The following is a 20344-nucleotide window of genomic DNA, read 5'->3' on the forward strand; positions in this document are numbered from 1 at the left end:
GGGCGATCACCGGGTTCGACGGTCCGGAACAGGTGCGGGCCCGCCTGGAGGAGACGGGGTACCTCGTCGACCACGGGCTGGCCGTCGCCTGCTTCCTGGCCCTCCGGCTGGCCCGGCCGATCTTCTGCGAGGGCGACGCGGGCGTCGGCAAGACCGCGCTCGCCTCCGCCCTCGCCGAGGCGCTCGACGCCCCGCTGATCCGGCTCCAGTGCCATGAGGGCATCGAGGCCTCGCAGGCGCTGTACGACTGGGACTTCCCACGCCAGCTGCTGCATCTGCGCGCCGCCGAGGCGGCCGGGGTCAGCGACGCCGACCGGCTGGAGAGCGAGCTGTACGACCGGCGCTTCCTGATCGCCCGGCCACTGCTGCGCGCGCTGGAGACACAGCCGTCGGTCCTGCTGGTCGACGAGATCGACCGTGCCGACGACGAGTTCGAGGCGTTCCTGCTGGAGCTGCTCTCGGAGTACTCGGTGACCGTTCCGGAGCTGGGCACCCTGCGGGCCCAGTCCCCGCCCGTGGTCGTGCTGACCTCCAACCGCACCCGTGAGGTGCACGACGCGCTGAAGCGGCGCTGTCTCTACCACTGGTTCGACCATCCGGGGTTCGCGCGCGAACTCGCCATCGTGCGGCGGCGGCTGCCCGGGGTGTCGGCGCGGCTGGCGGAGCAGGTGACCGCGCTGGTGCAGGCCCTGCGTGCGCAGGACCTGTTCAAGCCGCCCGGGGTGGCCGAGACGATCGACTGGGCGGAGGCCCTTGACGCGCTGGGCGCGAGCGAGGTGGACGCGGAGCTGGCGGTGACGACTCTGGGGTCGGTGCTGAAATATCGGGAGGACGTGGAGCGGGCGCGGGGGCTGGACTTCGCGGCGCTGCTCTCCGCCCGAGGGGCGTGAGGGTCATGGGGGGTGTACTCGCCGCGGACGCCGCGCTCCTCGGCTTCACCCGTGCCCTGCGCGCGGCCGGCGTCGACGCGAGCGCCGACCGGCTGCACGCCTTTCTGCGGGCGGTGGACGAGTTGGGTCCCTCGCTGCGGGCTGACGTGTACTGGGCGGGCCGGCTGACCCTGTGCGGGGACCGGGACGACCTGGAGCGCTACGAGCGGGTGTTCGCCGCGTACTTCGGCGCCGGTGAGACGGGCCGAAAGGCGGTGTCCGTACCTCCGCCGTCCCGGCTGCGCCTGATCGTGCGGGATGCCCATGAATCCCGTACGACCGCTTCGGGCGAGCGTGAAGGACCGCCCACCGCCTCCCTCGCCGGCTCCGCCGAGGTCCTGCGCCACCGCGACATCGCCGAGCTGGCCGGCGCCGATCGTGAGCAACTGCGGCGCCTGCTGGCCGCGTTCGCCCTGCACGGCGAGTCCCGGCGCAGTGCCCGGCGGCGGCCGGCCCGGCGCGGGGACGTCGATCCGCACCGGACGGTGCGGGAGCTGCTGCGCCGCGGCGGAGAGCCCGGGCGGCTGCGCCGGCACGCGCGGACCGAGCGGCCTCGGCGGGTCGTGCTGCTGGTGGACGTCAGCGGCTCCATGGCGCCCTACGCCGACGCGCTGCTGCGGTTCGCGCACGCGGCCGCCCGCGGTCCGCGCACCGAAGTGTTCACGATCGGCACCCGGCTGACCCGGGTGACCCGCGAACTCTCCCACCGCGACCCCGACCTTGCGATGAGGGCGGTCGCGGCGGCCGTGCCCGACTGGCGCGGGGGTACCCGGCTGGGTGTGCTGCTGCGCGATTTCCTGAACCGCTGGGGGCAACGCGGGATGGCACGCGGCGCGGTCGTGGTGGTGCTGTCGGACGGCTGGGAGCGTGGCGATCCGGAGGTGCTGGCGGCACAGATGCGACGCTTGCGGCGGCTGGCCCACCGGGTGATCTGGGCCAATCCGCGCAGGGCACGCCCCGGGTACGCGCCCCTGGCGGCCGGCATGGCGGCGGCGCTGCCGAGCGTGGACGCATTCGTCGACGGGCACAGCCTGGCCGCGCTGGAGAGCCTGGCGGCGGTCGTGAGAGGAGCCGATCGTGCGTGAGATTCTCCCGGCGCTGAGCGCCTGGTACGCGGCGGGAGTGCCGTTCGGCCTGGCGACCGTCGTCGCCGTGAGCCGCAGCGCGCCGCGCGACCCCGGTGCGGCGATGGCCGTGGGGCCCGGGGACGAGGTCGTCGGCAGTGTGTCGGGCGGCTGTGTGGAGGGGGCGGTGTTCGAGCTCGCGCAGGAGGTGGTGGCGAGCGGCGAGGCAAGGTTGCAGACCTTCGGGTACAGCGACGAGGACGCGTTCGCGGTGGGGCTGACCTGCGGCGGCGAGATCACCCTGCTGGTGCGGCCCGTCTCCGCGGCCACCGACCCGGCCTTCGGTGAGGTCGCCGGGTCGGTGGCGGCGGGGCGTCCGGTGACCGTGGCGACGGTGACCGACGGACCCGCACCACGCGGGGCGACCCTTGCGGTGTGGCCGGACCGGGTCACGGGGAGCCTCGGCACCGACGGTCTGGACGTCGCGGTCACCGCCGACGCACGCGGCGAACTCGCCCTGGGAGCAACCGGGTTGCGCCACTACGGCCCGCGCGGCGAGCGCCGCGAGGACGCGGTCACCGTCTTCCTGCACTCCTTCGCGCCGCCCCCGCGCATGCTGGTCTTCGGCGCGATCGACTACGCCGCCGCGGTCGCCAGGATCGGTGACTTCCTCGGCTACCGGGTCACCGTGTGCGACGCCCGCCCGGTCTTCGCCACCCCCAAACGCTTCCCGCAGGGCGTGGACGTGGTCGTGGACTGGCCGCACCGCTACCTCCAGGGCACGGACACCGACGGGCGCACGGTGATCTGCGTGCTCACCCACGACCCCAAGTTCGACGTCCCGCTCCTTCAGGAGGCGCTGCGCCGGCCCGCCGCCTACATCGGGGCGATGGGCAGCCGCCGTACGCACGACGACCGGATGAAGCGGCTGGTCGAGGCCGGGCTCACGGACCGTGAACTGGCCCGCCTTCGCTCCCCGGTCGGGCTCGACCTCGGCGCCCGCACACCGGAGGAGGTGGCCGTGTCCGTCGCCGCCGAGATCGTCGCACTGAGGTGGGGCGGCACAGGAACCCCTCTGACCACCACCGCAGGAGCCATCCATCCCCATTGACGGAGGAAGCCATGGAACTGCACCACGAATTCACCGTGCCCGTCCCGGTCGACGACGCCTGGCGGGCGCTCCTGGACATCGAGCGCGTCGCGCCGTGCATGCCGGGGGCTGCCGTGCAGGACTACGACGGCAAGACGGTGAACGGCTCGGTGAAGGTCAAGGTCGGCCCGATCACGGTGACGTACAAGGGCACCGCCGTCTTCGAGGAACAGGACGAGGACGCCCACCGCATCGTCCTCATCGCGAGCGGCCGCGAGACCCGCGGCCAGGGCACCGCCCGCGCCACCGTCACCAGCACGCTCACGGAACAGGACGGCGGTACGGCCGTGTCGGTGCGCACCGATCTGACGGTCACCGGGCGTCCGGCGCAGTTCGGACGCGGGGTGATGGCGGAGGTGGGCGACCGGATCATCGGCCGGTTCGCGCAGAACCTGGCCGAGCAACTGGGCGACCAGCCGCAGGAGGCACAGCCGCCGGTGGTGGACGAACCACTGGACCTGTTCCGGACGGCCGGGGTGCCGGTCGCCAAGCGCGCGGCGGCCGCCGCCGCCGTGGTCGTCGCGCTGGTGGTGGTGCTACGGCGGTGGCGGCGCCGCTAGACCTGGTCCCGGCGGTGGTCCGCGATCACCTGTTCCAGGTGGCCGAGGGCCCTGGTGACGCGGGCCGGGTCCTGCTGGAAGTACGGGTCGTCGGGCACCGGGAGCGACCCCGCGACGGCCCAGCCGCGCGCGCGGGCCCACGTGGCGTCATCGGCGTCGACCGCCTCGCGGAAGGCGTCCCGGGCCTGCGGCGGCAGGAAGTTGTAGGCGGGCAGCAGGTCGACCGCCGGGTCGGCGACGGCCAGTGTCCCGAAGTCGATCACCGCGCTCAGCCTGCCGTCCCGGCTCAGCAGATTGCCGGTCGCGAGGTCGCCGTGGATCCACACCGGCTCCTTCTCCCAGGCGGGTGCCGCGAGAGCCGCCTCCCACACCCGCGTCACCGCGTCCACGTCGACGAGCCCCGTGCCGCGCAGGGCCTCGAGCTTGGGCCGCACCCGCGCCTCGGCGGCGATCGAGTCACGCGGATCGCCCAGGGGCACCCCGCGGAAGGCGTTGCTCTGTTCGGGTCCGGGTCCGCCCGTCGGGTCGATGTCCTGGAGGGCGTTGATGAACCCGGCGAGGTCGAGGGCGGCCCGGACCGGGTCGGTCAGTCCCTCGGTGGTCACGGTCTCGCCGTCCAGCCACCGGTACACCGACCACGGGTACGGGTAGCCCTCGCCGGGCGCGCCCATCGCGAGCGGTTCGGACACGGCCAGCGGGAGCCGCGGGGCCAGCCGGGGCAGCCAGCGGTGCTCGCGGTGCACCTGGCCCGCCCAGTAGGCGTACCGGGGCAGCCGTACCGACAGGTCGTGGCCGAGCCGGAAGGTCGCGTTGTCCATGCCGGACTGCTGCACCGGGGCGAGGGGGAGGTCGGCCCATTGCGGGAACTGCGTGGTGAGCAGACGGCGTACGAGCGTGGTGTCGATCAGCACGCCGTCCATCTCAGCGGGGCGACGCCCCCGGCGTCCAACGAATTAGGGGGTCGGTACCGGTGCCGACGGGTAGCCGCCGCACAACGACGAGGGCGCACTCCCTCTTGGGCACCTCTGTCGGAAGGAGGTCCGTGACAGCGCACACTCGCAGCGCCCGGGCCGCTTCCCTCAGCGTGGAGCGGCCCGGATCCTGTCCGCGGCCCTCGCACCCCTTGAGCGAGAACCCGTACCTGTAGCCGTCCGAGTGGCCGCGAGAGCCCCGACGCCCCGCTCGCGCGGATCCGGCACCTGTTGACCGGAACCATTCACTCGAAAACGCGCTCTCCATGGTTGACACGCGTCCCGCGATCAACAGGTCCCACGGCAGATGCCGGAGCCGGGAACTCGACACTCGCGCACGCAAGTTCACCCTGCAATCCGACTATCGGCGGAGATCGTCAACGTTCACCTGATCGGTATGCGATCCAGCCGGTGGCCGAAGCGAGAACCGTGGTGCCGTCGGGTTAGCATCTGGCCACAAGCACCGCACCATGACAGAAACGACAAGCGACCCAAGGGGGACCGAGCCTCATGCCGGTCAAGGTCAGCGTCGTCGTCCCCGTGTACAACCCCGGGGTTTACATCGAGGACTGCATCGCATCTCTGAAGAGGCAGTCGCTGCCTCCCGACGAGTACGAAGTGGTCTTCGTCGACGACGGTTCCACCGACGGAACACCAGCCCGGCTCGATGAGCTCGCTGCCGAGGATTCCCACGTCCGTGTCATCCACCAGGAGAACTCCGGGTGGTCGGGCAAGCCCCGCAATGTGGGGCTCGCGGCGTCCCGGGGCGAGTACGTCATGTTCGTCGACAACGACGACTACCTCGGCGACGAGGCCCTCGAGCGGATGTACGACTACGGCGTGGCCAACGGCGCCGATGTGATCGTGGGGAAGATGGCCGGCAAGGGACGTCCCGTCCCCGTCGAGCTGTTCCGCCGCAACCACCCGCGCGCGTCGGTCGAGAACGCTCCGCTCATCGACAGCCTCACCCCGCACAAGATGTTCCGCCGGGCCTTCCTCGACGACATCGGACTGCGCTTCCCCGAGGGCCGGCGGCGCCTCGAGGACCACGTCTTCATCGCCGAGGCCTATCTGCGCGCGGACAACGTCTCCGTGCTCAGCGACTACGTGTGCTACTACCACGTGCGCCGCGACGACGCCTCCAACGCCGGTTTCCAGCAGTTCGAACCGGCGGGGTACTTCAAGAACCTGCGCGAGGCCCTCGACGTCGTCGAGACCTACACCAAGCCGGGGGACCTGCGGGACCGTCTCTTCCGCCGCTGGCTGCGCAACGAGATGGTCGAGCGGATGCGCGGCAAGCGCCTGCTGGCGATGCCCGAGGACTACCGCCGCAGTCTGTTCACGGAGATCCACGCCACCGTCGTCGAGCGCTTCGGTCCCGGCGTCGCGGCCGGGCTCCCGCCGACCCAACGGGTCGTGGCCGAGCTGATCGCCGCGGACCGCTACGCCGATGTCGTCGCCTTCGCCGAATGGGAGGCCGGCATCGCCCTCAGGGCGGTCCCGGAGGGCGTCGAGTGGCAGGACGGCACGCTGCGGGTCACTCTGCGCACCGAGTTCACGTCGGGCGGCGAGCCGATGGTGTTCCCCGCCCATGGCGTCCCGGCGACGGGCGGTCCGCCGCTGGACGCCGCCGAGGCCATCGCGTGGGTGTCCGCCGACTCCGTCGCGCGTTTCGACACGGCGACCGGCGACCTGCTGCTGCGCGAGCGCGTCAGCTCCGCCCAGCACTTCCAGCAGGTGCGGGTCACCCGGGAGACGGTGCCGGAAGGCGACGGCGAGCGGGTGCGGCTGGTGCTGCGGGTGACGGCCACGGTGGACCCGGCCACGGCGGCGGGCGGTGTGCCCCCGGCCGGCGGGCTGTGGGACGCCTTCGTCCGTGTCCGCCTCGGCGGCTGGACCAAGGAGTGCCGGCTGGGCCCGGCCCCGGCACACGACCGGCCCGCACCGCAGGCCGCCGTCGCGGGCGGCCGTACGGTCCTGCCGTACTGGACCCACCCCCACGGCAACCTCGCCCTCGCCGTGGACCGCGCGCCCGAACGGCTCGGCCTGGACCGTGCCACGCCGGGCACCGTCACCGTCTCCGACGACCACATCCAGGTGCCTCTGCCGCTGCATGTGGCCGATGAGCGCAAGGTCGTGCTGCGGCTCGGCTCCGCGAGCATCGTGGACGTGCCCGGCACCCTCTCCCCCGCCGCGGACGGCTCGGGATCGGTGCTGGAGACCGAGCTGCCCCTCGCCGAACTCAGGGCCTCCACCTGGCGGGTCGCGCTGAGTCCCGTCCCGGAAGCGGCCGAACCGCGTTTCCTCGTCCTGCCGTTCGCCCTGCGCGTCACCGGCGAGACGGTCCGCGCGGTGCGCGCGCCCAACCCCGGTGGCATGGAGCGGCTGGCCCGCCGGGTCCGCCGCAAGCTCGGCAGGGTGCTGCGCGGTGCGACATCACGGATCAAGAACGGCAGGAGGTAGCGGCGTGCGACCGCTGGGCATAGAGGGCGCCTGGGTACTGGAGCCCAAGGTCTTCCCGGACGAGCGGGGCAGTTTCCACGAGTGGTTCCGCGGCGAGGAGTTCCGCGAGGCCACCGGGTACGACCTGTCGCTGGCGCAGGCGAACTGCTCGGTCTCCAAGCGGGGCGTGCTGCGCGGAGTGCACTTCGCGGACGTGCCGCCCGGCCAGGCCAAGTACGTGACCTGTGTGCGCGGCGCCGTCCTGGACGTGGTCGTGGACATCCGCGTCGGCTCGCCCACCTTCGGCAGCTGGGAGGCGGTGCGGCTCGACGACGACACGCGGCACGCCGTGTTCCTCGCGGAGGGGCTCGGGCACGCGTTCATGGCACTCACCGACGACGCCACCGTGGTGTACCTGTGCACGACGGGATATGCGCCGGGGCGTGAGCACGGGGTGCACCCGCTGGATCCGCAGCTGGCCATCGCCTGGCCGGAGGGGATCGCGCCGGTGTTGTCGGAGAAGGACGACCAGGCGCCGTCGCTGGCCGAGGCGGAGCGGTCCGGACTGCTTCCGTCGTACGAGGAGTGCTCCGCCTACTACGAGCGGCTGCGCGCCGGGCGGCCCGGCGACTGACGGCGCTGCGCCGAAGCGTGACAGCAGTGGACCCCGTCCTTCGAAGACGAAGGGCGGGGTCCACTGCTGCCGTGCCACGGGTACGGCCCTGCGGTCTTACGTCGTCTTCGTCGCCTTGGGGGCGGCGGGGGTGCCGTAGCGGGCCTTGAGGGCCTGGCGCTTGTTGCTGCCCTCCGCGTTCACGCCCTTCTCGATGATCACGAGGTTGTGGAAGAAGTGCACGCCCACGATGTTGCGGTCGGTGTACGTGGGCTTGTAGTCCTCGTCCACGAACTCCTCGAAGTTCAGCCCGTCCGTCAGCCGCTTGAGCAGCCCCATGCTGGTGTCCGGGGAGTCGAGGTCCTCGCTGCCCATCCACTCGGGCCAGTAGGAGCTCTGGGTGTCCTCGACCACGTAGATACCGCCGTCGGCGAGCAGCGGGAACAGGGTCTTGAACGTGGTGATGACGTGCGGGCTGCGGTGGCTGCCGTCGTCGATGATGACGTCGAGCTTGCCGATCTTCCCGGCGATGGACAGCAGTGATTCGGGGTCGGACTGGTCGCCGATGTATGTCGTGATCCGGTCCTCGTCGACGAACGACTTGTCCTGGATGTCGACGCCGTGGATCTGCGCGTTGGGGAAGAAGGCCTTCCACATCCGCAGCGACGCACCGCCCTGACCGGCCCGGGCGTAGCCGCCGATGCCGATCTCCAGGAGGTTGAACTCCTTGTTCTTCAGGTGCTGGAGGTAGCGCTGGTAGTGCTGCGCGTACTTGTGGGCACCCCACTTGTCGGTCTTGAAGTGCGCGGCCAGCTTGCACAGGTCGTCGGAGATCGCGGCGACACCCGTGAGGGCCTTCGGCTTCGGCTTGGGCTTCGGCTGGGGGCCGACCGTCCGCTGCTTGACCTTGCGCAGCGTCTCCCAGCCACGCTCACCGACGACGGGTTTGACGGCCTTCTTCACGGCCGACTTGATCGACATGCTCCGGAATCTCCCTCTGTGATGGTCACGCCAGGGACGGAAAGGCCGCTGCCAGCGCCTCCCGCCAGTCTCGGATGGGGGTGAGGCCGGCCTGCTCCCAGCGCGCATGACCCAACGCGCTGTACGCGGGGCGGGGCGCGGGCCTCGGGTAGGCGGCACCGCCCACCGGCCGCACCCGGTCGGGGTCGGCACCGAGGTGCCGGAACACCTCACGGGCCAGTCCGTACCAGGTGGTCTCGCCGGAGCTGGTGGCGTGGAAGACACCGCTCGCGCCCTGGCCGATGCGGGGGCCGAGGTCGGCGATGCGGGTCGCCACGTCCGCGCTCCATGTGGGCTGTCCGCGCTGGTCGTCGACGACGTCGACGGTGTCGCGGGAGGCCTCCAGCGCGATCATGGTGCTGACGAAGTTGCGGCCGTGGGCGCCGTAGAGCCAGGCGGTGCGCAGCACGGCGCCGGACTCGGGGAGCTCCTCCAGCACGGCCTGTTCCCCGGCCAGTTTGGTGCGGCCGTAGGCGGTGCGCGGCGCGGTGGGGTGGTCCTCCGGGTACGGGGCGCTGCGGGCGTCGCCGGCGAAGACGTAGTCGGTGGAGACGTGCACCAGGCGTACTCCCTGGGCCGCGCAGGCGCGGGCGAGGTTCCGCGGCCCGTCGCCGTTGATCAGCAGGGCCTGCTTCTCGTCGGTCTCGGCGTCGTCGACGGCGGTGTACGCGGCGCAGTTGACCACGAGGTCGGGGCGCTGCCCGGCGAGGGCGGTGTCGACGGCGTCGGGGTCGGCGATGTCGAGCCCCGCGTGGTCCAGGGCCGTCACCTGCTCGCCGCGGCGCGTCAGTTCGTCGACCGTGTCCCGGCCGAGCATCCCGCCGGCCCCGGTGACCAGCCACCTCATACGTGCTCCTGGGCGACGCGCCGCTTCAGCGGCTCCCACCAGGAACGGTTCTCCCGGTACCAGGCGACGGTCTCGGCGAGGCCGGTGGCGAAGTCGTGGCGCGGCTGGTAGCCGAGCTCGGTGTGGATCTTGCTCCAGTCGACGGAGTAGCGCAGGTCGTGGCCCTTGCGGTCCTCGACGTACTCGACCATGTCCCAGTCGGCGCCGCTCGCTTCGAGGAGCAGTCCGGTCAGTTCCTTGTTGCTGAGTTCGGTGCCGCCGCCGATGTTGTAGACCTCGCCGGCCCGGCCCTTGGTGCGCACCAGGTCGACGCCCTGGCAGTGGTCGTCGACGTGCAGCCAGTCGCGGACGTTGCGGCCGTCGCCGTAGAGGGGGACCTTCAGGCCGTCGAGGAGGTTGGTGATGAAGAGCGGGATGACCTTCTCGGGGAACTGGTGGTGCCCGTAGTTGTTGGAGCAGCGGGTGACGCGGACGTCCATGCCGTGGGTGCGGTGGTAGGCCAGGGCGAGCAGGTCGGAGGAGGCCTTGGAGGCCGAGTACGGCGAGTTGGGCTGCAGGGGGTGGCTCTCGGGCCAGGAGCCGTGCTCGATGGAGCCGTAGACCTCGTCGGTGGAGACGTGCACGAACGGGCCGGTGCCGTGCCGCAGGGCCGCGTCCAGCAGGGTCTGGGTGCCGACCACGTTGGTCATCACGAAGTCGGTCGCCCCGGCGATGGAGCGGTCCACATGGGACTCCGCCGCGAAGTGCACGACCTGGTCGGCATCGGCCATGAGCTTGTCGACCAGCTCGGCGTCGCGGATGTCGCCCTGGACGAACTCCAGCCGGGGGTGGTCGAGTTCGAGGTTGTCCAGGGTGCCCGCGTAGGTGAGCTTGTCCAGCACGGTGATCCGTGGCGCGTCGGGGGTCTCCGAGGCGAGGAGTCTGCGCACGTACTGGGAGCCGATGAAGCCGGCGGCGCCGGTGACGAGGAGATTCATGAATGGATCTGCACCTTGCTGTGGTCTCCGAGCACGAGGCGGTGGGCACTGGGCATACCGGCCGTCGGGGTCACCTCGACATGACGGCCGATGAGGGAGGACTCTATACGCCCGACGCCCTGGATCGAGGAGTCCCGCAACACGATCGAGAACTCCAACTCACTGTCCTCGATCCGGCAGTTCTCCGCGACGGAGGTGAAGGGACCCACGTAGGAGTCGCTGACGACGGTCCCGGCGCCGATGATCACGGGCCCGACGACGCGGGAGCCGGAGACACGCGCCCCCTCCTCGACGACCACCCGGCCGACGAGCTCGGACCGTTCGTCGACCTCGCCGTCGATGCGGTGCTCGATGGTCTCCAGGACCGTCCGGTTCACCTCCAGCATGTCGCCGACATTGCCGGTGTCCTTCCAGTAGCCCTTGATGACCGTGGAGCGGACGTCGGCGTGGATGTCGATGAGGTGCTGGATGGCGTGGGTGATCTCCAACTCGCCGCGCCAGGAGGGTTCGATGGCGCGGACCGCCTCGTGGATCACGGGCGTGAAGAGGTAGACACCGACCAGGGCGAGGTCGCTCTTGGGGGATTCGGGCTTCTCCTCCAGGCCGATCACCTGGCCCGCGGGGTCGAGTTCGGCGACGCCGAAGGAGCGCGGGTCGGGCACATGGGTGAGGAGGATCTGGGCGGCGGGCCGGTTGACGCGGAACTCGTCCACCAGCTCGGAGATGCCGCCGACGATGAAGTTGTCGCCGAGGTACATCACGAAGTCGTCGTCGCCGAGGAAGTCCCGTGCGATCAGCACCGCGTGGGCCAGTCCGAGCGGGCGGTCCTGGGGGATGTAGGTGATCTCCAGACCGAACTTCGAGCCGTCTCCGACGGCTTCCTCGATCTCGGCGGCGGTGTCGCCGACGATCACCCCGACTTCGGTGATCCCGGCGGCCGCGATGGACTCCAGGCCGTAGAAGAGGACGGGTTTGTTGGCCACGGGAACGAGTTGCTTGGCCGAAGTGTGGGTGATCGGTCGCAATCGCGTACCGGCGCCACCAGACAGGACAAGAGCCTTCATTTGGTTCACCTTAGTCTGGTTCGCCGGTAACGGACCGTTCGCGATATGGCTTGCATGTGACGAAAGCCCGTGGTGACACGGGTGTATTCGATCAACTCGCCATGTGTTCGATCAGTTCCCGGTGCACCCGTACGAGTGGTCAGGCCCAGGGGTCAGTCCTCACCCCTGACGATGTTGCCCTCCGCGACCGGGCAGACGACGTACGTGCCGTCGGAATCCACGACGGCCGGCACCCAGGTCCGCACGACGGCCCGGCCTCGCAGCCGACGGGCCCTGGCCCAGCCCGTCTCGGGCCGGCGGGCGACGGACTTCTCAAGAATGTGCGCGGTCACGGCGGTTCATCTTCCTTCTTCTGCTGCACGGATGCACGGTGTTGTCGGGACACCGGGTACCCCGTCGGCGCCGCTCGGCACTCACCGCTCCAGCGAGATCTCGCTCCACACCTGCTTGCCCCCGCTGACCGGCAGCGTCCCCCAGGCGTCCGACACGGTCTCGACGAGGAGGATGCCGCGCCCGCCGGTTGCCTCCCAGCCGATGCGCGTCGCCCTCGCGGGGGTGCGCGGCGAGGAGTCGGCGACGGCGACGCGCAGCCGGTGGTTGACGAGGGTGAGCTCGAGGCGGACCCGGCCGTCGGTGTGCACGAGGGCGTTGGTGACGAGTTCGGACACGACGAGCAGCACGGTGTCCAGGGCGTCGCCGGACACGCCCCAGGTGCGCATGGTGCGCCGGGTGAAGCGGCGGGCGTGTCCGACGGCCTGGGGGACGCGCCACACCGTCCAGCTCTCGCGCTGCGGACGGGTGGTCATGCCGTCGTAGCGCATGAGGAGCAGGGCGACGTCGTCGCTGCGGCGGGCGTTGCCGAGCAGGGCGTCGGCGACGAGGCCCAGGTGGGCGGGGTCGGAGACGGACAGCCCCTGGGCGAAGCGGTCCATGCCCTCGTCGATGTCGGAGTCGACGGACTCCACGAGGCCGTCGGTGGTCAGGGCGATCAGGGTGCCGGGCTGGAGGCTGAGCGGGGTCATCGGGAAGTCCGCCTGCATGACCACACCGAGGGGCGGGCCGCCCTCGGCCTCGGCGATCTCGGTGCCGCCGTCCGGGTGACGCAGCACCGGCGGCAGGTGTCCGGCGCGCACGCACCAGGCGGAGCCCTGCTCCATGTCGACGTCGACATAGCAGCAGGTGGCGAAGAGGTCGGTCTCCATGTCCATGAGGAGCCGGTTGGCGTGGGAGACGACGACGTCCGGGGGGTGTCCCTCGACGGCGTAGGCGCGCAGGGCGGTGCGCATCTGGCCCATCAGGGTGGCGGCGGCCGCGCTGTGGCCCTGGACGTCGCCGATGACGAGGGCCACGTGGTTGTCGGGCAGCGGGATCACGTCGTACCAGTCGCCGCCCAGCTCCAGCCCCGCGGTGCTGGGCAGATAGCGGGCGACGGCGATCGCGCCGGGCAGCTTGGGCAGGCGGCGCGGCAGCAGCTGACGTTGGAGCATGCCGACGAGTTCGTGTTCGGCGTCGAAGGCGTGGGCGCGCATCAGTGCCTGACCCGCGAGGCCGGCGGAGGCGGTGAGCAGGGCGCGTTCGTCGGGGCCGAAGTCGTGCGGGGTGTCCCAGCCGATCAGACAGGCCCCGACCATGCGGCCCCCGCCGGGCAGCGGCAGCACGGCGAGGCCGCCGGGGCCGACCTCGGCGAGGGCGGGTTCCAGGGCGGTGCCGGCGGGCCAGATGTGGGCGCGGCCCTCGCTCAGGGCCGCGGCGAGGGTGGGCATGGCGCGTACGGGCGCGTCGGGCCACTCGGTGCGCCACTCCAGACGCCACAGCTCGGGCCAGGACTCCGCTTCGGGCGGATCGAGGACGGTGACGATGAGCCGGTCGCCCTCCAGTTCGGCGAGCGCGATGCGGTCGGCCTGGAGCGGCTTGCGCAGGGCGGCGACCACGGCCTGGCTGACGTCACGGACGGTGCCGGCGGCGGCCAGGGCGGCGGCCAGGCGCTGGACGCGGGCCACGTCGGTGACGTCGGAACGCAGCGTGGAGGCGTCGGCGACGGTGCCCACCAGCCGGGCGGGCCGGCCCTCGCCGCCCGGCAGGAGGCGGCCGCGCAGTCTGAGCCACTTGGGTGGGCCGGTGGGCTGGAGGACCCGGAACTCCAGCTCGCGGTCGCCGATGGACATGTGGTCGGCCTCGACGACCGACATCAGGGAGGGCAGGTCCTCGGGCACGGTCAGCGCCAGCAGGGTCTCGACACGGCCGTCGAAGTCCTCACGGCCCATGCGGAACAGTTCCAGGATGTCGACGCCGACCTCGACGCGTCCGGTGTCCATGGCGAGGGTGAACGCGTTGGCGGGCAGCTCCTCGCCCTCGGCGGGCCGGGCCGGAGCGGAGTAGGCCACGGCGTCGGCGATGAGTTCCAGGCATGCGCGGTCGTCGGCGTCGAAGCCGTCGGGGCGCTCGCTCACCGCGACCAGACAGCCTCCGCCGCCGTCACCGCGGGCGGGCAGGGCCGCGAGGCAGAAGTCCCCCGCCGGCGTGCGCCGCGACTCGGCGGCCTCGGCGAGCTCCTCGGGGCCGAGCCAGGCGGCCTTGCCGGTGCGGTGGACGTCGGCCACGGGGGACCGTCCGGAGGCGGGATAGCCGTCGCGCACGCCGTACAGGGTCCGTGGCACTCCGACCGACTCCGCCAGGCACAGCAGCTCGCCGTCCTGGCTCAGCGTGTACACGGCGGCGAAGGAGGCCCTGGCGAAGACGAGCACCTGCTCCAGGACGCGCCGCAGCCGCTCGGGCGAGCCCGGATCGGCCGTGACCGCTTTGAGGGCGATTTCGGCACGGGGCGTTCCCGTTCTGCGTCCCGCAGCGCCCTCACTGACCACGTCCGCCATTACAGCGCTTATGAGACACCTGCGCAGCCCCTGTGACCGTTCCGTGGAGTGTCTGCGGTGGCTCCGCGGTGGTCACGCTCGAAACTCACCGAACAAGTCTTGACGCATGCGTTCCGCACGGTGATCTCGTGACAGGCATGACTGTCCGTGCCCGCCGTCCCCGCAGGAAGCTCGATGCCGGGCCACGGAGGGGGTCGTATGGACAAGCGGTACGAGGTGTACGCGCTCGCCGACCGGCACTTCTACGAGACGCCGGACCGGCTGTCCGCGGGGGTGTCCGAGGCGGCGCCCCAGTACGGGACGGCGCGGCGTGAGGTGCCCGGCGGCTGGGACGCGTCGCGGATCGGCGACTGGCTGGCGCTGACACCGCTCGGCCCGGACGGCGCCCCCGCGCCGGGGCCGGCCCAGGGCTGGAAGATCCACGCCTCGGCCACCCGGGCTAACGCCGAGCGGATCGCGGCGATCGTGTGGGACTACTGCGTACCGCGGCGCATCGCGTTCAAGTTCGTACCGGGGCCGCATCTGCTGCACCTGCGCAACACCAAGTACGCCGGCCGCGACACCAGCGGCAAGTTCGTCACGATCTACCCGGCCGACGAGGAGCAGCTCCACACCGTCCTGCGTGAGCTGGGCAAGCTCCTCGAAGGCTTCGAGGGTCCCTACATCCTCACCGATCTGCGCTGGTACGACGGTCCGCTCTATGTCCGCTACGGCGCGTTCGCCCGCACCTTCGTGGTCGACGAGCGGGGCTCGCTGGTGCCGGCGGTGCGGGACGGCGCGGGCAAGCTGATCCCCGACCGGCGGGCGCCGTCCTTCCAGGTGCCCGAGTGGGTGACGTTGCCGACGTTCCTGGAGCCGCATCTGGCGGCGCGGAACACGACGACGGTGGGCGACCTGCCGTACCGGATCGAGAAGGCGCTGCACTTCTCCAACGGCGGCGGGGTGTACGCGGGCACCGACACCCGGGACGGCAGCAAGGTCGTCCTCAAGGAGGGGCGGCCGCACGCGGGGCTGGCCGCGGACGGGGCGGACGCGATCTCGCGGCTGGAGCGGGAGAAGTACGCCCTGGAACAGGTGGCGGGAACGGGTGTGGTGCCGGAGGTGCGGGACTGGTTCACGCTCGGCGACCACCGCTTCCTCGTCATGGACTTCCTGGAAGGGCGCCCGCTGAACTCGTTCTTCGCGGAGCGCCATCCGCTGCTCACCCCGGATCCTGATCCCAAGGCCGTGGCGGACTACACGGCGTGGGCGGTGCGCATCCACGGGGCGGTGGAGCGGGCGGTGGCGGCGATGCACGCGCGCGGGATCGTCTTCAACGACCTGCACGTCTTCAACATCATGGTCGGCCCGGACGAGGAGTCGGTGTCCCTGCTCGACTTCGAGGCGGCCGCGCCCGTCAGCGAGAACGGCCGTCAGGTGGTCGCCCACCCCGGGTTCTTCGCTCCGCCGGACCGTACCGGCATCGACGTCGACCGGTACGCGCTGGCGTGTCTGCGGCTCGCCCTGTTCCTGCCGGTCACCACGCTGTTCGTGGTCGACCGGGGCAAGGCGGCCCATCTGGCGGAGGTGATCTCCCGTCAGTTCCCGGACGTGCCGCGCGAGTTCCTCGACGAGGCGGTCGCGGAGATCACCCGGGAGACGCCGGTGCGCGCTCCGTCCTACGTGCCGCCCGGCGACTGGCCGTTCAGCCGCGACTCGATGGTCAAGGCGATCCTCGCCTCGGCCACCCCGGAGCGCGAGGACCGGCTCTTCCCCGGCGACATCGCGCAGTTCTCCGACGGCGGCGGCCTGGGCCTCGCGCACGGTGCGGCCGGGGTGCTGTACGCGCTGGACGCGATCGGCGCCGAACGGTACGAGGAGGGCGAGCGCTGGCTCCTGGCCCGCACCGCGCCGCCGCCCAGGGGCACACCGCTGGGCCTCTACGACGGGCTCGCGGGCGTCGCCCACGTCCTGGACCGGCTCGGGCACCGCCAGCGCGCGCTCGACCTCACCGACTCGATCCTCGCCGAGCGCTGGCAGAACCTCTCCTCCGACCTGCACGGCGGGCTGGCCGGACTCGGCCTGGTGCTGGGCGAGTTGGCCCGCACGACCGGCGAGGCGGAGCTGCGGGACCGGGCCGCGGAGGCCGCCGACATCCTCGTACGACGTCTCGCGGAGCCGGCCCCGGACACGCCGCGACGGCGCCGGGCCGGGCTGCTGAGGGGTGCGAGCGGGGCCGCGCTGTTCCTGCTGCGGCAGTACGAACGCACCGGTGAGCAGCGGGTGTTGGCGGCTGCCGAGGTGGCGCTGCGGCGTGACCTGGAGTGCTGCGCGACCCGCGAGGGCGGTGCGATGGAGGTCGACGAGGGCTGGCGCACGCTGCCGTATCTCGGCGACGGCAGTGCGGGCATCGGGATGGTCCTGGACGACTACCTCGCCCACGCCGACGACCCCGGCGAGGAGTTCGTACGGGCCAGGGACGGCATCCTGACGGCCGCCACCTGCCGCTTCTATGTGCAGCCCGGCCTCTTCCAGGGCCGTGCCGGACTGATCCTGCACCTCGCCCGCACCGGCGACGTGCGGATCGCCGAGCAGATCGCCGGGCTCGGCTGGTTCGCGATGGACTACCAGGGCCAACTGGCCTTCCCCGGACACCAGATGATGCGGCTGTCGATGGACCTGGGCACCGGAACGGCAGGGTGCCTGCTCGCGCTCGGCGCGGCCCTCGACAGCAGTACGCACGCGCACCTGCCGTTCCTGCCGCCGCTCGGGCGGCCCCCACAGCACGGTCCCGCGAACTGACGGAGCCGTGACCCAACCCCGTCCCCACGGGTGGACGACACCGATGGAAGGAAGCGACATGGCACTTCTCGACCTGCAGACGATGGAGTCCGACGAGCACACCGGCGGCGGCAACAGCACCCTCAGCCTGCTGTCCTGCGTCAGCGCCGCGAGCATCACGCTCTGTCTCTGACGAGCACCCTGCGTACCTAGGCTCCGGGCGGTCCGCTCCCGCGAGGAAGAGGCCGCCCGGAGCCCCGCACTTCGAGGGGTGACATGGCTGAGAACGTCGGCACGCTGCACGGGCCGCTCGGTCCGGCCCCCGCCCGCTGGCTGGCCCTGTGCCTGGCGAGCACCGCGGCGACCGGCGCCGCTCTGCTGCTGCCCGCCACGCTGGGTCGCACCCTGGACCTGCTCCTCGCGCACGACCCGGCGACCCGCTGGGTGCTGTACTGCGCCGCACTCGTCGCGCTGATCGCTCTCCTCGACGCCTGCGAGACCGTGCTCGGCGGCACGGTCGACGCCCGCACCACCGCCTGGCTGCGCCGCCGCCTCACCGGTCATGTCCTGGCCGTCGGCCCGCGCGCCGCCGCCCGCTTCGGGCCCGGCGATCTCGTCGCCCGGCTCGTCGGCAACGCCGCGCAGGCCGGCACCGCGCCGACCTCCCGCGCCGCCCTGCTCTCCGCGCTGGCCGGACCGGCCGGCGGCCTGGTGGCCCTCGCTCTGATCGATCCGTGGCTCGCGGCCGTGTGGCTGGCCGGAGCACCGGTCCTGGCGCTGCTGCTGCGCGCCTTCGCCCGCGACACCCGGGAATGCGTGACGCGCTACCAGGAGGCGCAGGGGCGGATCGCGGCGGCGCTCGCCGAGGCCGTCGACGGACACCGCACGATCGCGGCGGCCGGGACGGCGGAGCGCGAGACGGCGCGGATCCTGCGACCGCTGCCCGAACTCTCCTCGGCCGGGCATCGCATGTGGCGGGTGCAGGGCCGGGCGGCCGGCCAGTCCCTCGCCGTGGCACCACTGCTCCAGCTCGGCGTCGTCGCGGTGGCCGGCGTCCTGCTCGCCCGGCACCGGCTGACGGTGGGCGAGGTGCTCGCGGCCTCGCGCTACGCGGTGCTCGCGACCGGTGTCGGCGTCCTGGTGGGACAGCTCGCGGGACTGGCCCGCGCCCGGGCCGCCGCCGGACGGCTCACCGAGGTGCTCGCGGAGCCCGCCGCGGTGCACGGCGAGCACCAACTTCCCTGCGGCCCCGGCCGGTTGGAGTTGCGCGGGGTCACGGCCCGGCGGGGCGGACGGGCCGTGCTCGACGCAGTGGACCTCGTCGTGCCCGGGGGGACGACCCTCGCCGTGGTCGGCCGGTCCGGCGCGGGCAAGTCGCTGCTGGCGGCGCTCGCCGGACGCCTCGCCGACCCGGACGCCGGGGAGGTCCTGCTCGACGGGGTGCCGCTGCGGGAGCTGACCCGTGACGAGCTGCGCCGGGCGATCGGCCACGCCTTCGAACGGCCCGCCCTGCTGGGCGGCACGCTGGAGGAGGAGATCGGCCTCGGCCTCGCCTCCCCCTCTCCCGCCCGGATCCGGGAAGCGGCCCGCGCGGCCCACGCGGACGACTTCGTGAGCCGACTGCCCGCCGGATACGCCACCCGCTGCGCCGACGCCCCGCGCTCCGGCGGCGAGTCCCAACGTCTGGGCCTCGCCCGGGCGTTCGCCCACGGCGGCCGCCTCCTCGTCCTCGACGACGCCCTGTCCAGCCTCGACACGGTGACGGAGGCCCGGATCACCGAGTCCCTGGTGGGCGCCGGCACGGACGGCACCCGGCTGCTGATCGCCCACCGAGCGTCGACGGCGGCCCGCGTGGACGCGGTGGCCTGGCTGGACGAGGGGCGGGTACGGGCCATCGGACCGCATGAGGAGTTGTGGACGATGCCGGGGTACCGGGCGGTGTTCGCGGGCGGGGAGGGGGCGTGAGGGGCGGGGGCGCCGGAGCGGAGCCGGCGGAGAAGGTTCTGCGTCCCGGTCTGCGTTTCCTGCGGGAGCGGTGGCGGGTCGTGCTGCGGCTCGGGGCCTGGTCCGTGCTGGAGACCGGGCAGACCTTCCTCACCGGGTACGCGCCCGCCCGTGCCCTGGACGAGGGGTTCCTGGCGGGGCGGGTGGGCCCGGGACTCGTGTGGCTGGGGGTGGCCGGGCTCGGTGTCCTCGTCGGGGCGTACGGCACGGTGCGGGTGTACGCCGCGGTCGCCGCACTCGTCGAACCGCTCAGGGACCGGCTCGTGACGCGGGTCGTCGCGCGCGGGGTCCGGGAGGGGGATGCCGGGGCGCTGTCCGGGCTCACCCAGCAGGCCGAGATCGCGCGGGACACGTTCGCCGGTCTGGTGATGGTGTCGCGTTCGTTCGTGTTCACCGCGGCCGGCGCCCTCGTCGGCCTGTTCTCGCTCGCCCCGCTGCTCCTTGTGGTGGTCGGGTTCCCGCTCCTCGCCGGGGTGGCGCTGTTCGCGGCGACGCTGCGGCCGCTGGCCCGCCGTCAGGAGACGTTCCTCGTCGCCGACGAGGCGTTGGCGCAGCGGCTCGGTGCCGTCTGTCCCGGGCTGCGGGACATCACGGCGGCCGGTGCGGAGGAACAGGTCGCCGACGGCACCGGGGACCGGGTCGACGCCGAACTGCGGGCCGCGACGTCCCTGGCCCGCTGGAGCGTGCTGCGCGTGGCGTCCCTCGCGATCGGCGGCCAGTTGCCGATCGTGCTGCTGCTCGCCAGCGCGCCCTGGCTGCTCCGCAACGGCGTCACCACGGGCGCCCTGGTCGGCGCCCTCGCCTACGTCACCCAGTCCCTGCTGCCCGCCCTGAGCAACCTGGTGCACGGGCTGGGTACGAGCGGATCGCGGCTGGTGGTCGTGGTGCGGCGGCTGGTCCGCAACAGCACGCGGGAGACCGGTGCGGTGATGGGGAGGCCGCCCCGGTCTGCGGGCGAGCCCGAGGAGCGGCACCGCAAGCTGTCCGAGGGCGAGCGTCGGACCACCGGCCACCCCACACCACAGCTCCCCGGCACCACCGACCCACCGTCCTGGCGGCGCCCTGCCCACTCC

The 20344-nt window shown here is 72.4% G+C and carries 16 protein-coding genes and 1 pseudogene; 10 read left to right on the forward strand and 7 right to left on the reverse strand.

From position 1 onward, the window contains the following. Window positions 1-5 precede the first annotated feature (5 nt). Genes TN53_RS34000 through TN53_RS34015 form a run of 4 tightly spaced genes read left to right on the forward strand, consistent with a single transcriptional unit; the run spans window position 6 to window position 3703 of the window. The gene (locus TN53_RS34000; protein ID WP_234441765.1) at window positions 6-890 is read left to right on the forward strand and encodes an AAA family ATPase; all 885 of its coding nucleotides are present in this window, start codon (window positions 6-8) and stop codon (window positions 888-890) included. 5 nt (window positions 891-895) lie between these two features. Further along, window positions 896-2014, forward strand: a complete 1119-nt coding sequence (locus TN53_RS34005) for a vWA domain-containing protein (protein ID WP_046262633.1) — start codon at window positions 896-898, stop codon at window positions 2012-2014. Continuing rightward, on the forward strand, window positions 2007-3104 hold the full coding sequence (locus TN53_RS34010; RefSeq protein WP_046262634.1) for an XdhC family protein: 1098 nt from the start codon (window positions 2007-2009) through the stop codon (window positions 3102-3104). The genes TN53_RS34005 and TN53_RS34010 overlap by 8 nt, the downstream gene beginning before the upstream one ends. 11 nt (window positions 3105-3115) lie before the next feature. Continuing rightward, window positions 3116-3703: an SRPBCC family protein gene (locus TN53_RS34015; protein WP_046262635.1), complete on the forward strand. Its 588-nt coding sequence runs from the start codon at window positions 3116-3118 to the stop codon at window positions 3701-3703. Here the strand turns inward: TN53_RS34015 and TN53_RS34020 are convergent. Further along, entirely contained in the window at window positions 3700-4623 is a 924-nt protein-coding gene (locus tag TN53_RS34020; RefSeq protein WP_046262636.1) for an aminoglycoside phosphotransferase family protein, read from the reverse strand. The genes TN53_RS34015 and TN53_RS34020 overlap by 4 nt on opposite strands. A gap of 561 nt (window positions 4624-5184) precedes the next feature. On the opposite strand from TN53_RS34020, the gene TN53_RS34025 reads away from it, so the two are divergent. After that, window positions 5185-7137 (forward strand): glycosyltransferase family 2 protein, encoded by a 1953-nt coding sequence (locus TN53_RS34025; protein ID WP_046262637.1) that lies wholly within the window; start codon window positions 5185-5187, stop codon window positions 7135-7137. 4 nt (window positions 7138-7141) lie between these two features. Then, window positions 7142-7750, forward strand: a complete 609-nt coding sequence (rfbC, locus tag TN53_RS34030) for a dTDP-4-dehydrorhamnose 3,5-epimerase (protein WP_046262638.1) — start codon at window positions 7142-7144, stop codon at window positions 7748-7750. A gap of 96 nt (window positions 7751-7846) precedes the next feature. Here the strand turns inward: rfbC and TN53_RS34035 are convergent, their stop codons facing one another. From TN53_RS34035 to TN53_RS34060, 6 genes are all read right to left on the reverse strand, one after another. Next, window positions 7847-8710 carry a class I SAM-dependent methyltransferase gene (locus tag TN53_RS34035; RefSeq protein WP_046262639.1) on the reverse strand — a complete coding sequence of 288 codons (864 nt, stop codon included), beginning with the start codon at window positions 8708-8710 and terminating at the stop codon, window positions 7847-7849. Window positions 8711-8735: 25 nt separating this feature from the next. Then, window positions 8736-9596, reverse strand: coding sequence for a dTDP-4-dehydrorhamnose reductase (gene rfbD / locus TN53_RS34040; protein WP_046262640.1), 861 nt, complete (start codon window positions 9594-9596; stop codon window positions 8736-8738). Beyond that, a complete protein-coding gene (gene rfbB / locus TN53_RS34045) occupies window positions 9593-10573 on the reverse strand; it encodes a dTDP-glucose 4,6-dehydratase (RefSeq protein WP_046262641.1) in 981 nt (326 codons plus the stop codon). The genes rfbD and rfbB overlap by 4 nt, the downstream gene beginning before the upstream one ends. Beyond that, a complete protein-coding gene (locus tag TN53_RS34050; RefSeq protein WP_046262642.1) occupies window positions 10570-11637 on the reverse strand; it encodes a glucose-1-phosphate thymidylyltransferase in 1068 nt (355 codons plus the stop codon). Before TN53_RS34050 ends, rfbB begins: the two co-directional genes overlap by 4 nt. Before the next feature lie 152 nt (window positions 11638-11789). Continuing rightward, window positions 11790-11969: a hypothetical protein gene (locus tag TN53_RS34055; protein ID WP_046262643.1), complete on the reverse strand. Its 180-nt coding sequence runs from the start codon at window positions 11967-11969 to the stop codon at window positions 11790-11792. Window positions 11970-12050: 81 nt separating this feature from the next. Then, a complete protein-coding gene (locus tag TN53_RS34060; protein ID WP_046262644.1) occupies window positions 12051-14507 on the reverse strand; it encodes a SpoIIE family protein phosphatase in 2457 nt (818 codons plus the stop codon). Window positions 14508-14705: 198 nt separating this feature from the next. Here TN53_RS34060 and lanKC point away from each other — a divergent pair, with 198 nt between their 5' ends. The 4 genes and pseudogenes from lanKC to TN53_RS34080 form a co-directional block, all read left to right on the forward strand. Then, window positions 14706-17288: a class III lanthionine synthetase LanKC gene (lanKC, locus tag TN53_RS34065; protein ID WP_046262645.1), complete on the forward strand. Its 2583-nt coding sequence runs from the start codon at window positions 14706-14708 to the stop codon at window positions 17286-17288. Window positions 17289-17346: 58 nt separating this feature from the next. Beyond that, window positions 17347-17460 (forward strand): SapB/AmfS family lanthipeptide, encoded by a 114-nt coding sequence (locus TN53_RS34070; protein WP_030045333.1) that lies wholly within the window; start codon window positions 17347-17349, stop codon window positions 17458-17460. 83 nt (window positions 17461-17543) lie between these two features. Continuing rightward, window positions 17544-19232: an ABC transporter ATP-binding protein gene (locus TN53_RS34075; protein WP_046262646.1), complete on the forward strand. Its 1689-nt coding sequence runs from the start codon at window positions 17544-17546 to the stop codon at window positions 19230-19232. Continuing rightward, window positions 19229-20344: pseudogene (locus tag TN53_RS34080) on the forward strand (ABC transporter ATP-binding protein); the annotation flags it as partial. The gene TN53_RS34075 and the pseudogene TN53_RS34080, both read left to right, overlap by 4 nt.

It is taken from the genome of Streptomyces sp. WM6386, from assembly GCF_000972385.1.
GTDB lineage: Bacteria > Actinomycetota > Actinomycetes > Streptomycetales > Streptomycetaceae > Streptomyces.

Excerpts from the sequence above, each read along its gene's own strand:
- TN53_RS34005 (WP_046262633.1), top strand. The coding sequence starts at position 896 with ATGGGGGGTGTACTCGCCGCGGACGCCGCGCTCCTCGGCTTCACCCGT.
- TN53_RS34015 (WP_046262635.1), top strand. The coding sequence starts at position 3,116 with ATGGAACTGCACCACGAATTCACCGTGCCCGTCCCGGTCGACGACGCC.
- TN53_RS34020 (WP_046262636.1), bottom strand. The coding sequence starts at position 4,623 with ATGGACGGCGTGCTGATCGACACCACGCTCGTACGCCGTCTGCTCACC.
- TN53_RS34025 (WP_046262637.1), top strand. The coding sequence starts at position 5,185 with ATGCCGGTCAAGGTCAGCGTCGTCGTCCCCGTGTACAACCCCGGGGTT.
- TN53_RS34035 (WP_046262639.1), bottom strand. The coding sequence starts at position 8,710 with ATGTCGATCAAGTCGGCCGTGAAGAAGGCCGTCAAACCCGTCGTCGGT.
- rfbD (WP_046262640.1), bottom strand. The coding sequence starts at position 9,596 with ATGAGGTGGCTGGTCACCGGGGCCGGCGGGATGCTCGGCCGGGACACG.
- rfbB (WP_046262641.1), bottom strand. The coding sequence starts at position 10,573 with ATGAATCTCCTCGTCACCGGCGCCGCCGGCTTCATCGGCTCCCAGTAC.
- TN53_RS34050 (WP_046262642.1), bottom strand. The coding sequence starts at position 11,637 with ATGAAGGCTCTTGTCCTGTCTGGTGGCGCCGGTACGCGATTGCGACCG.
- TN53_RS34060 (WP_046262644.1), bottom strand. The coding sequence starts at position 14,507 with ATGGCGGACGTGGTCAGTGAGGGCGCTGCGGGACGCAGAACGGGAACG.
- lanKC (WP_046262645.1), top strand. The coding sequence starts at position 14,706 with ATGGACAAGCGGTACGAGGTGTACGCGCTCGCCGACCGGCACTTCTAC.
- TN53_RS34070 (WP_030045333.1), top strand. The coding sequence starts at position 17,347 with ATGGCACTTCTCGACCTGCAGACGATGGAGTCCGACGAGCACACCGGC.
- TN53_RS34075 (WP_046262646.1), top strand. The coding sequence starts at position 17,544 with ATGGCTGAGAACGTCGGCACGCTGCACGGGCCGCTCGGTCCGGCCCCC.